At 60.6% G+C, this 10,256-nt stretch carries 8 protein-coding genes and 2 pseudogenes; 1 reads left to right on the top strand and 9 read right to left on the bottom strand.

The window, feature by feature from the left end; translation table 11 throughout:
- Positions 1-27: 27 nt before the first annotated feature.
- The 3 genes and pseudogenes from BJP07_RS11580 to BJP07_RS07030 form a co-directional block, all read right to left on the bottom strand.
- A pseudogene (locus BJP07_RS11580) lies at positions 28-432 on the bottom strand (anthranilate synthase component II); the annotation flags it as partial.
- Positions 429-1,172 (bottom strand): annotated as a pseudogene (locus BJP07_RS07025) (chorismate-binding protein); the annotation flags it as partial. The pseudogenes BJP07_RS07025 and BJP07_RS11580, both read right to left, overlap by 4 nt.
- 469 nt (positions 1,173-1,641) lie before the next feature.
- Positions 1,642-2,040: an SdpI family protein gene (locus BJP07_RS07030; RefSeq protein WP_255365939.1), complete on the bottom strand. Its 399-nt coding sequence runs from the start codon at positions 2,038-2,040 to the stop codon at positions 1,642-1,644.
- 158 nt (positions 2,041-2,198) lie between these two features.
- Here BJP07_RS07030 and BJP07_RS07035 point away from each other — a divergent pair, with 158 nt between their 5' ends.
- Positions 2,199-3,428, top strand: a complete 1,230-nt coding sequence (locus tag BJP07_RS07035) for a dicarboxylate/amino acid:cation symporter (protein ID WP_071566772.1) — start codon at positions 2,199-2,201, stop codon at positions 3,426-3,428.
- Here the strand turns inward: BJP07_RS07035 and BJP07_RS07040 are convergent.
- The 6 genes from BJP07_RS07040 to BJP07_RS07065 form a co-directional block, all read right to left on the bottom strand.
- Positions 3,418-4,086: a hypothetical protein gene (locus BJP07_RS07040; RefSeq protein ID WP_071566773.1), complete on the bottom strand. Its 669-nt coding sequence runs from the start codon at positions 4,084-4,086 to the stop codon at positions 3,418-3,420. The two genes, BJP07_RS07035 and BJP07_RS07040, sit on opposite strands and share 11 nt — an antisense overlap.
- Positions 4,087-4,095: 9 nt before the next feature.
- Entirely contained in the window at positions 4,096-4,974 is an 879-nt protein-coding gene (locus BJP07_RS07045; RefSeq protein WP_071566774.1) for a carbohydrate ABC transporter permease, read from the bottom strand.
- A gap of 3 nt (positions 4,975-4,977) precedes the next feature.
- Complete coding sequence (locus BJP07_RS07050) at positions 4,978-5,823, bottom strand: carbohydrate ABC transporter permease (RefSeq protein ID WP_071566775.1); 846 nt, start codon at positions 5,821-5,823, stop codon at positions 4,978-4,980.
- Positions 5,824-5,905: 82 nt separating this feature from the next.
- Positions 5,906-7,234, bottom strand: coding sequence for an ABC transporter substrate-binding protein (locus BJP07_RS07055; protein WP_071566776.1), 1,329 nt, complete (start codon positions 7,232-7,234; stop codon positions 5,906-5,908).
- Positions 7,235-7,358: 124 nt separating this feature from the next.
- Positions 7,359-8,588: a DUF4032 domain-containing protein gene (locus BJP07_RS07060; protein WP_071566777.1), complete on the bottom strand. Its 1,230-nt coding sequence runs from the start codon at positions 8,586-8,588 to the stop codon at positions 7,359-7,361.
- 9 nt (positions 8,589-8,597) lie between these two features.
- Positions 8,598-9,722, bottom strand: coding sequence for an ABC transporter ATP-binding protein (locus BJP07_RS07065; RefSeq protein WP_071566796.1), 1,125 nt, complete (start codon positions 9,720-9,722; stop codon positions 8,598-8,600).
- Positions 9,723-10,256: the final 534 nt, after the last annotated feature.

The raw sequence follows: 10,256 nt of genomic DNA on the forward strand, positions 1-10,256 counted from the left end.
GTGCATTCCCGCAGGCGTTTCGGTTGCGCCGAGCGAGTGGTAGCGCGCGACGGGCACGTCGCGCCTGGATTGGTCGGCAACGCCATCGAAGAGGCCGGATGCGAGTCCCGCTGGGGTGAGCGTCATGGTGTCGGAGACCCCGTGGACAGGCCCGCATGGCTGGATGGTGCCACCGAAGTATTCCACGAGGGCTTGGTGGTCGAGGCAGATGCCGAGCATCGGCACCTTGCCTTGTGCCCGGCGGGTCAGTTCAGGCATGCATCCGGCCTCGCCCGGGTACCCAGGGCCCGGCGAGAGCACGATCAGCGAAGAATCTAACGCCAGTATTAAGTCAGAGTTAACAGCATTGCGAAACGCTACTGACTCATACTCAGCAAGCGCGTCGACCAAGTTGTACACGAAGGAATCTTGGTTATCCAGCAGCACAATCATTTGATTACCTCCAGTTCTGCGGCAGCGGCCGACGCGATGACGTTGAGTACGGTGTACGCCTTGTGCACTGTCTCGTTGGCTTCGGACTGCGGGTTGGAGTCACGCACCACCCCGGCGCCGGCCTGCACCACAGCGCAGCCGTTCGTGATGTACGCGGAGCGGATCACGATGCAGGTGTCGAAGTCGCCGTTGCTGTCCAGGTATCCGACTGCCCCGCCGTAGGACCCGCGCCGCGTGCCCTCCAACGAGCGGATGAGCGAGGTGGCACGCAGTTTCGGCGCCCCGGTGAGCGTGCCCATGTTCATGCATGCGCGGTACGCATCGAGCGCGCGAGGCCTAAGAGCATCGTGTGCTCTGCGATCTCTTTCGCATTCGTGCGCAGCCGCAGCTCCATCCGCGTATTCCAGCTCGTGGTCGACCGTCCCATCCTCGGCGAGCCCGCGCGGTCGTGTCCCCGCGATCGGGTAGAGCTGCACTTCGCGGTTGGCACTTCTGTACTTCAGGTTGGATTCGGGGGAGGCGCCGTAGAGTTCAAATTCAGCACCATGCGTATCGACGCCCCGCTGGTACAACATGTACGGCGAAGGATTGGTGGCGCGCAGTTGGAGGTACGCGGCGAACGCGTTGGCGCATGCGGTGGTGAAGCTGCGGGCGGGAACGACTTGGTAAATGTCCCCGTTGTAGAGGTGTTTGACGTCGGCGCCGAACTGGGCGTCGGGGATGTCGGCGCGGGCGGTGAGGGTGCCGCCGGGCCGTTGCGCAGAGGTGCGCGGAGCGAGAGCGAAGCGGCGTCGATACGCTTGGCGAATTCCTCGAGGTCGAGCCCGGTGAGTGTCGCGGTCTGTGACTGGTGGTCGACGCGCACCCGCTCGCCCGCGCAGGTCACTCGGACCGCGGCGCGCAGCACCGCGACGGATTGGATGTCGGCGCGGGTGGTGATGACGGCGGATCCCAACAGGATCGTGTCCGAGGTCGTGGTGCCACCGAGGGCGTGTGAGCCAACACAAACGGCCCGCGGTGCTTGTGGTGTACAAACCGGCGGGCCGTGGTTGGGACTCTAGAACGTACTAGAAGTGGCGGCTCGCCGTGTTCGGGAGCCACCACCAGTTCTTCTGAGTGGTGAAAGTCTTAGCTGCAAAGCTAGCGGGTAGCGGGCGCGCTCTGGGCAAAACTGTCAAATGCGCAGCACAGCCCGTAAATATTAAACGCTTACGGCTTTTCGTCCGCTTTCCCGGCGGCGCGGCGTAGGGCGCCGAGGTCGACAGCGGGCTGTTCGGCAGGCTCACCTGCGGCAGATTCCGAGGAGTCCAGGGCGGCGTCGACAAGTGCGGCGGCGCGGGCCCCGAAGTTGCCGCCGACGGAGATGCTCACGAGCCCGGCGATGACTGCCACGACGACGAGAATCCACATCCACCCGTATGCAATAAATGCAAAGGCGGCGCCGATGGCGAAGGCGACTGCGGCGAGGACCCAGAAGGGGCCGGTGACGCGGTGGGCTTGGCGCCAGGTGGACTCGTGCTTGCGAACTTCCGGGACACGCAGCCCGATGACGCCGTTGCCGGGAAGCTTCCCGACGGTCGCGAGGACACCAGGTATGAGAAGCGCCACAGTGAATACTATAAGGAGTATCCCAATGATAGTATTTATGGAACTTGTGTCAGAAAATGGCCCATTGGGGCTCTGTGCAAGCAACATACCGTATAGCATAACCATCACAGGTTTTTCACCTGTGGATCTGTCCATCGCCTCGTATTAAAGGTGCAACAATGAAATCGAAAGTGTTGAGCTCGCTGCTCTTCTGGATTGTCGTGGCGATCGTCGCCGGCTTTCTGTGCAGTTTTTTCTTTCCTGACTGGCTCGCGCGCGTCTTCGTGACGTTCAACGGCCTGTTCTCGAACTTCCTGGGATTCTTCGTCCCGGTCCTCATCTTCTCCCTGATTGCCCCCGCGATTGCGGGCCTGGGCAAAGGCGCGGGTAAGTGGTTGGGCATCACGGCCGGGGTCGCCTACGGATCCACGATCATTTCCGGCCTGATTGCCTGGGGGGTGGCTTCAGCACTCTACCCAACGCTGCTGGCTGGTACGCAGCTGCGTACAGATATCGACGACCCCTCCGAGGGCGGCCTGTCGCCGTTCTTTGAGGTGGAAATGCCTGCACCGTTTGAGGTGATGTCGGCGCTGCTGCTGGCGTTCGTGATTGGTATTGCGATGACGACGGTGAAGTCCCGCACGATGCACGAGGTGCTTGATGAGCTGCGTGACGTGATCATGAAGGTGGTGCAGAGCTTCGTCATTCCGCTGCTGCCGCTGTTCATTTTTGGTACGTTCCTGAACCTGGCCATGAACGAGAACTTCGGTTCGACGATGGCCGCGTTCGGCGTGGTGCTGCTGCTCTCGGTCGGTATGACGATCGTGATCGTGCTGGGCCAGTACCTGATCGCTGGTGCGGTGGCGGGCCAGAACCCGTTCACGGCGCTGAAGAATATGCTGCCGGCGTACTTCACGGCGCTGGGCACGTCCTCATCTGCGGCGACGATTCCGGTGACGTACGAGTCCACCTTGAAGAACAAGGTGGACGAGAACGTGGCGGGCTTCATCGTGCCGCTGTGCGCGACGATTCACCTGTCTGGTTCGATGATGAAGATTACGCTCTACGCCCTGGCGATTGTGTTCATGGCGCAGCTGCCGATCACCGGCGGTGCGGTCGTCGGCTTCGTGCTGCTGCTGGGCATCATGATGATTGCTGCGCCGGGCGTGCCTGGTGGCGCGATCATGGCCGCTGTCGGCCTGTTGCAGGCGAACCTCGGCTTCGATGAGTCGATGATCTCCCTGATGATCGCCGCCTACATTGTGGTGGACTCCTTCGGTACGGCTGCGAACGTGACCGGTGACGGTGCGATCGCGATGATTGTGAACCGTTTCGCGAAGGGCAAGATCGTCACGCAGGATATGCAGCGCGCGCAGGAGATCCAGGCGCAGGAAGTCTCTAGTCGCTAGCGAGTCCCCGCCCGAGCGGTGCCGCGACGAGCAGCTGCACAAGAAACAGCGTGAGCGCCGGCACCGCAAAGAAATAGGCGGGGATCCACACGGCAACTGAGGTCCATAGCGGCAGGGATGCCGCTGCCCCGATGCACAGGAGTGCGCCGAGGGTGCGTGGCAGTTGCTGGAACGTGAGGATCACGGAGCGCCCCAGGGTTTCGCCCAGGGGCGCTTTTTGCTGCTTTTCTGGGGTCGCCTGGAGGTCCAACTGCGCCTGGAGCGCGAAGAACCACACGCTGATGCCGGCGATGATGAGGATGCCGGACAGGGTGAGCCCTTGCGTGAGGTTGAGGAGGGGGCCGTCGACACCTGCTTGGAAGATGACCCACTGTTGGTAGATGACGCCGAGGCCGATGGCGACGAGGATCCCCCACCACTGGGTGGAGGCGCCGCCGAATGTGCCGCCGCCGTAGCGGAACTCGCGGAGGTAGTGCAGCCCGTAGCGGGAGCCGCGCCCTTCGACCATGTAGCCGGTGACGACGTTCGCCGCGCGGATCGCCATGCCACCCGTGACGATGGGCAGGCTGGACAGCACGAAAAGCATGTTGACAATGACAATGTCCGCCATCAAGGTGAAGGCGGACATAAATCGGGAATCGGGATTGAAAAGGCTCACGCCAGAATGTTATCCCTTCACGGCGCCAGCTGCGACACCTTCCACGATGTGCTTCTGGGAAGACATGTAGAAGATGATGATCGGCACGATGGCGAGCACGAGCATTGCCATCATTGCGCCCAGGTCGCGGTTGCCCTGGGATCCAACGAACTGCTGGATGACCACTGGGATGGTGCGGTATGGGGTGGACAGGCCGATGACGAGGTATGGCAGCAGGTAGTCGTTCCAGACCCACATTGCGTTGAGGATGGCGACGGTCACTGCGGTTGGCTTGAGCATCGGCAGGACGACGCGGAAGAACGTTTGCAGTGGGCTGCAGCCGTCGATGGTTGCTGCTTCTTCAATTTCGAGTGGGATCGATTTGACGAAGCCGGCGAACATGAAGACGGACAGGCCTGCGCCGAATCCGGTGTAGAGCACCACCATGCCAAGCGGGTTGGCCAGGCCGAGGCGGTCGGCGATGGTGACGGTTGGGAACATCACCATCTGGAACGGGATGACCATGGAGAACACGAACAGGTAGTACAGAGTGGACGTCCACCACGTTTTCACGCGGGTGATGTAGTAGGCGGTCATCGAGGAGAAGAAGACGATGGAGGCGACGGAGAGGATCGTGATGGTGAACGACCACACGATGGCCCACGCGAAGCCTTCGCCTTGGATGCCGGTGATGTAGTTTTCGAATCCGGCCCACATGTCGCCGAGCGGGATGGCGAATGGGTTGTTGGAGATTGCGAACTTCTGCTTGAAGGAGTTCAGGAAGATGAACGCGATGGGGCCGAGGAAGACCACGGTGAGGAACACCAGCACCGCGTAGATGAGTACTTTGGCTGGGCCGCTGACGCTCGCTTCGGAGGCGGTAACGGGTGCCTTTGTTTTGGTTGCCATGGGTTATGCCTCCACTTCCTTGCTGCGTGTTGCGCGCAGCTGGAACATTGCGATGACGACGACCACTACGACGAAGATGACGGCCTTTGCTTGGCCGACGCCCTCGACGTTGTTGCGCAGGAACATCGTGTTGACGATGTTGAGTGCGACCATTTCGGTTGCGCCGCCTGGGGCACCGTTGGTGAGCGCGAGGTTCTGGTCGAAGAGTTTGAAGGTGTTGGACAGGGTCAGGAAGAGGCAGATGGTAATGGACGGCATGATCATTGGGATGGTCACGTGGCGGAGCATTTCCCACTTGGAGACGCCGTCGAGTTCTGCTGCTTCTACGAGCTCTGGTGGCACGTTCTGTAGGCCTGCGATGTAGATGATCATCATGTAGCCGACGAGCTGCCAGTTAATGAGGATGACCAGGCCGAGGTAGCCGTACTTCCAGTCGGAGACGATCGTGGTGCCGTATTGGGCGAGCACGGCGTTGATCATGGATTGCCATGTGTAGCCGAGGACGATGCCGCCGATGAGGTTCGGCATGAAGAATACGGTGCGGAAGAAGTTGGTGCCTTTGAGTTTCCGTGTCAGTGTCCAGGCGATTGCGAACGCGAAGACGTTGACGGTGATGATGGAAACGATGGAGACGAGGGCGGTGAATCCGAACGCTCGGACGAAGCCTTCTCGTGCTTGGAACGCTTGGACGTAGTTGTCGATTCCTACCCAGGTTGCGTCAGTGATGGTGTGGAAGCTGGTGAATGACAGCAGGAAACCAATGACGAATGGGGCAAGGAAGGCGATCAAGAACGCAAGCAGCGTCGGCAGTACGAAGAGTGGGAAATATTTCTTCAGTGATTGCTGCATTTGTGGTGCCTATCTGGGAAATAAAAAGCGCGGAGTGCGCTGTTCGCACACCCCGCGCTCTGGTTTACAACATGTTCAGTGCTTAGTTGGAGCCCTTTTCGGCCTTCCAGTCCTCGCTGAACTTAGCGACGACGTCTGCCCACTCCATGTTGCCGGATGCGTACTGGGCGAGGTTGCCGCCGAAGTCATCCTTGAACTGCTGGGATGGGAAGAACTGGAAGTCCCATGGCAGGGTGGTCAGCTCCGTGTTAGAGATGGCCTCCTGTACCTGGCGTGCCAGCGGGTCGGCTGGGACGTCGGTCTCCGTGTAGTTCTTGAACGGTGCGATGAAGCCGAGGTCCTCGATGACGTGCTTCTTGCCTGCCTCGGAGGTGAACAGCCAGTTCAGGAAGTCCTTGGTGGCCTGCTGGTCCTCTTCTGGCGCCTTGGCGTTGATGGCGAGGTAGTTCTCGGTGCCGACGTTGATGCCGGTCTTTTCCTCATCTGGGAGGCCCATGTACATCGGGAGGAACTTGATCTTGTCTTCCTTCACGACGTTGCCGTTCACATCGGCGATCTGCGACCACGCCCAGTTACCGTTCTGGACGAACGCTGCCTGGCCGAGTGCGAACTCTGCCATGGAGTCGGACACTGCCTTGGACGGTGCCAGGGTCGGTGCGACGGTGGAGTTGTTCAGGTACAGGTCGAAGAGGTTCTTGAACTCCTCGTTGTACTTGAAGGTGACGTCCTCTGCGTCGGTGTTGCCGAGGTCCTCGAACTCGAAGTGCATCGGGCCGTTAGCCAGGTGCGTCTGCCAGCGCCAGTCTTCACCGCTGGTGAGCGAGGTGGAGGCGAAGGTGCCGTCGATGCCGAGCTCGTCCTTCTTTGCCTGCATGTCTTCGGCGAGCTTCTTCAGGGATTCGAAGTTCTTGACTTCGTCCATGGAAGCGACTGCCGGGTTTGGCAGTGCGAAGTACTTGTCGGTGATTTCCTCGTTGTAGATGATGCCGAAGCCTTCAACTGCGAACGGGATGCCTCGCACGGTGCCGTCTTCCGCGGTGAGCGGGGTGACGTCCTCGTTGAGGTCCTGTGCGAGTGAGAAGTCGGACAGGTCTGCGGTGTAGTCCTTCCAGGTCTTGAAGCCGGTTGGGCCGTTCATCTGGAAGAGTGTCGGAGCGTCGGACTTGCCGACCTCGGTGCGCAGGGTCTGCTCGTAGTTGCCGGACGCCGCGGTGACGACCTTGACTGGAACGCCGGTTTCCGCGGTGTACTCTTCGGCGATTGCTTGGTAGGTCGCGTCCTGCTCAGGCTTGAAGTTGAGGAAGTAGACGTTCGGACCTGCGGTGTCGTTCCCGCCGCCGCAGGCAACGAGGGCGGACGCTGCCAGTGCTGCGACAGCGGTTGAGGCAAAAGCTCGCGTGAATTTCTTCATGGGCCATCCTTCATGTGTAGCCGTGCTCCTTGCCAGCGTTACCTGATGCGGCTCACGGCGCGTTTTAAGGTACTACCTCAGCATAGTGACCTTTTATGAAGCACGGCAAACATTATGGTCCCTGTCACAGCTCCGGGGGTAATTTATAGACGATTGCTTCGTCCGGATGCCCCGGCAGCACATGATCGAAATAGGACTGTGCCGCCTCCGTGAGGGTGACGTAGCGCTGGTCATTTTGGCTCATGAACCAGCGGTGATCCAGGATTTCGTGGAAAATCTGGGCGGGTTCGAGCTTCTCGCGGAGCTCGGGTGGGATGAGCTCGATGATGGGCTCGTAGTTCTTCACCATCCAGCGGTGCGCCACCGATTCGAGGGGGAGCTTGCCACCGTAGCGCACGGCGCGGTATACCTCCATCTCGCCGAGGAGGCGTTGCGCCTGCCGGTCCTGTACCTCCAGCCCGGTGAGCCGCAGCAGCTTCTTCTGGTAGAAGCCTGTGGAGAAGACCGCGGGCTCGATGATCACCCGGTAGGTGTCGTTCCCGTCGTGTTCGATTTCGACTTCGCCGACGTCGAAGCCCAGCTCATTAATCTTTGCGACGCGCCCAGCGATCGCCTCGAACGCGTCATCTTCGACGATGAGCTCCCCTGTCATCAGGTCCCACAGTTCGTTGTAGGTGGATGCGATGTCGTTGCCGAGGGCAATGACGTCGACATCCTCGCTGAGGTAGCCGCCTGCCTGCAGGTCCATCATCTCGCCAATGATGTTGACGCGGGCGACGTCGACGTCGTAGAGGCGTCGTCCGTCGGAGATGGGGTCGTGGAACTCGCCGGTTTCGGCGTCGACGAGGTAGGCGGAGAACTGGTCGGCGTCGCGGCGGAACAGGGTGTTGGACAGGGAGACGTCGCCCCAGTAGAAGTGCAGCAGGTGCAGGCGCACCAGCAGTACCGCCAGGGCGCGCACCAGCTTGTTGATGGTGTCGACGCTGATGTCGCGGGAGAACACGTCGCGGTACGGAAGTGAGAACCGCAGGTGCTCCGTGACCAGGCAGGGGGTGAGCTCCTCGCCGTTTTCGTCGACGCGGTGCGTGATGACGGCGACGGGGACGACGCAGGGGGCGTCGAGCTCTTGAAGCCTCCTGAGCATGTTGTACTCGTGGTAGGCGACTTCCCCGCCGATTTCCTTGACTGCGAAGACTAGCCCGTCGGCCTCGATGAGGCGCACCGTGTGGCGCGAAATGCCGCGGGGCAGCGCCGCGAGGAGGTCGGAGGACCAGTCCTCGAGTGGCTGCGCCCACGGCATTTTCAGCAGTGTTGGTGCGTAGACGGGCGAGACAACGCTGAGTTTCTCGCGCAATGTGTGTCCTTAGATCCGCTGGCCAGTTGCCTTGCTAAAGACGTGGAGTCCACCGTCGACGATCTGGACGTGGACGACGTCGCCCTTCATGATGCCGGACAGTGGCGCGGTGCGTACCACGATCTGGCCGGAGGTATCTCCGTCGAGGCCCTCTTCCTTCCAGCCGCCGCCCGCGAGGTGGCCGTACAGGTAGGAGTCGGAGCCGAGTTCTTCCACGAAGTCGATTTCGACCGGGATGGAGTGCTTTGCGTTCGCGTCGACGACCTCCAGGGACTCTGGGCGGAAGCCGAGGATGACCTGGCCGTCGTCTTCCACGGTGAGGTGGGAGATGTGCGCGTCGGAAAGCGGGATGGAGGCGCGGCCGAGCTTGGCTACCTTCTCGTTCAGGTCGACGTCGAAGGTGGACAGGTTCATGGCTGGGGAGCCGATGAAGCCTGCGACGAAGACGTTGTTCGGGTGATCGTAGAGCTCACGCGGGGTGCCGACCTGCTGCAGGACGCCGAAGTTCAGCACGGCGATGCGGTCGCCCATGGTGAGGGCTTCCGTCTGGTCGTGGGTGACGTACAGGGTGGTCACACCCATGCGGCGCTGCAGGTTCGCGATCTGGGTACGGGTCTGCACACGCAGTTTCGCGTCCAGGTTGGACAGTGGCTCGTCCATAAGGAAGACCTGTGGCTTGCGCACGATGGCGCGGCCCATGGCCACGCGCTGGCGCTGACCACCGGAGAGGGCCTTCGGCTTGCGGTCGAGGTACTGGGTCAGGTCGAGAGTCTTAGCGGCCTCTTCCACTCGCTTATCGATCTCCGCCTTGTCCATGCCGGCGATCTTCAGCGCGAAGCCCATGTTCTCGCGCACGGTCATGTGCGGGTACAGGGCGTAGTTCTGGAAGACCATCGCGATGTCGCGGTCCTTCGGGCTGACGTGGGTGACGTCGCGGTCGCCGATGCGGATGTGGCCTTCGTTGGTGTCCTCGAGACCTGCGAGCATGCGCAGCGCGGTCGACTTACCGGAGCCGGACGGGCCGACGAGGACGAGGAACTCCCCGTCCGCGATTTCAAGGTTGAGCTTGTCGACACTCGGCGTGGTCGCACCCGGGTAGATGCGCGTTGCGTTGTCGTAAGTTACTGATGCCATGTGGTCCTCCATCGGCAGGTACGTGCCGAACGTTCCGTAGTGGGGATAAGGTACTCCCTTAACCTACCACCTCGAATCACAAGCCCCCACTTGCTATGGCGCAGTTCACATGGGTGGTACCCCCGTTCCGTGTCGTCCCCCCGGAAGGGGTAGATTTCCGTGACATGCACCCGTTTTCCGGCCCTTTTATTGATTTGGCATAATCCAAGGTCAACGCGAATTTAAGAGAAAGTTAAGAAGTGTTCGTTGTCCCGTGTCGTTAAACTTGAGGCCGATTTTCTTGCGAGTATTCCCTTTTCCCTGGGCTTTCCATATACTCCTGGGTAGAGAAATTCGAAGCAGAGACCCGGTACCTAGAACACGAGGTGCCGGGTTTTTCTTTGCCTTCTTAGAATCCTCTGAGTTAGGGGCTTAAGGGACATTTTGTGTGTAAATACGGCGTGTCGCGATAAGGGACATTTTGTGTGTAACTAGCTACGTCCAGCCCACCCTTTTCTCACGCCTAAGCTGGAGTTCCACTGACTATCAATGCCG

Origin of the sequence: Corynebacterium sp. NML130628, assembly GCF_001875665.1 — a bacterium.
Lineage (GTDB): Bacteria > Actinomycetota > Actinomycetes > Mycobacteriales > Mycobacteriaceae > Corynebacterium.

What these genes read in the sequence shown, in the direction of transcription:
- BJP07_RS07065 (WP_071566796.1), bottom strand. Translation starts at nt 9,722, where the DNA reads ATGGCATCAGTAACTTACGACAACGCAACGCGCATCTACCCGGGTGCG.
- BJP07_RS07045 (WP_071566774.1), bottom strand. Translation starts at nt 4,974, where the DNA reads ATGGCAACCAAAACAAAGGCACCCGTTACCGCCTCCGAAGCGAGCGTC.
- BJP07_RS07055 (WP_071566776.1), bottom strand. Translation starts at nt 7,234, where the DNA reads ATGAAGAAATTCACGCGAGCTTTTGCCTCAACCGCTGTCGCAGCACTG.
- BJP07_RS07050 (WP_071566775.1), bottom strand. Translation starts at nt 5,823, where the DNA reads ATGCAGCAATCACTGAAGAAATATTTCCCACTCTTCGTACTGCCGACG.
- BJP07_RS07035 (WP_071566772.1), top strand. Translation starts at nt 2,199, where the DNA reads ATGAAATCGAAAGTGTTGAGCTCGCTGCTCTTCTGGATTGTCGTGGCG.